The sequence below is a fragment of the Halovenus halobia genome (genome assembly GCF_051414135.1).
In the GTDB taxonomy this organism is placed as follows: Archaea; Halobacteriota; Halobacteria; order Halobacteriales; family Haloarculaceae; genus Halovenus; species Halovenus halobia.
This window is the reverse complement of record NZ_JBLKOA010000016.1, coordinates 1-1,071: the sequence shown is the minus strand read 5'-3', so window position 1 is coordinate 1,071 and position 1,071 is coordinate 1. Positions and strand designations below refer to the sequence as shown.

The following is a 1,071-nucleotide window of genomic DNA, read 5'->3' as shown; positions in this document are numbered from 1 at the left end:
CCATCTGTTCTAGTTTAGTGGAGAAATACCACGCAATCTGCTGATTGGAGACCGTCGCAACTACCTGTCTGAGAAACCCGGTGGGAGTTATGCCCTACTCACCACCGGATTCGGTGATTGTTGAGCGGATTCAAAGAGCGTTTCCCTCTGACGAGTTGCGCGAGCGCGCTCGCGCAACGAGTCTCGTTGAACGTGAGCGGAAGTTTGACATCGTTGCACTGTTCTACACGCTCTCGTTCGGTTTCGCTGCTGGATCAGACCGCTCTCTCCAGGCGTTTCTCGAACGCTACGTCGAGATGGCTGACTGCGACGAACTCTCTTATGCGGCGTTCCACGACTGGTTCGAACCGGGCTTCGTTGCACTCCTTCGAGAGATTCTCGATGACGCTATCGAGAATCTCGACACCGGACGAGCCGACTTGAACGGGCGTCTCGAACGCTTTCGAGACGTCCTCATTGCCGACGCAACCATTGTTTCGCTGTACCAGGACGCCGCTGAGATCTACACAGCAACCGGCGACGATCAAGCCGAACTGAAGCTTCACCTCACAGAATCTCTCTCGACCGGCCTCCCAACACGATTCCGCACAACCGACGGGACAACTCATGAACGGAGTCAGCTACCCACCGGCGAGTGGGTAGCTGACGCCCTCATCCTCCTTGATTTGGGCTTTTACGATTTCTGGCTGTTTGACCGTATCGACAAGAATGACGGCTGGTTCGTCTCTCGTGTCAAAGACGACGCGAACTTCGAGATCGTCGAAGAACTGCGGACGTGGCGGGGTAACTCCATCCCACTGGAAGGAGAGTCGCTGCAGGCCGTCCTCGACGACCTGCAGCGACAGGAAATCGACGTACGCATCACACTCTCGTTCGAGCGAAAGCGAGGGTCGGGCGCCAGCGCGACCCGGACGTTTCGACTGGTCGGCCTACGCAACGAGGAGAGCGAAGAGCACCATCTCTACTTGACGAATCTCGGCAAAGACGACTATAGCGCGCCCGATATCGCGCAGCTCTATCGGGCGCGCTGGGAGGTCGAACTGCTGTTCAAGGAGTTGAAGTCGCGGTTCG

Annotated in this window: 1 protein-coding gene; it reads left to right on the top strand. The window is 57.0% G+C overall.

The genetic code is table 11. From position 1 onward, the window contains the following. Positions 1-89 precede the first annotated feature (89 nt). On the top strand, positions 90-1,071 hold a 982-nt coding region (locus ACMGFM_RS16620), incomplete at its 3' end, for an IS4 family transposase (protein ID WP_436903808.1).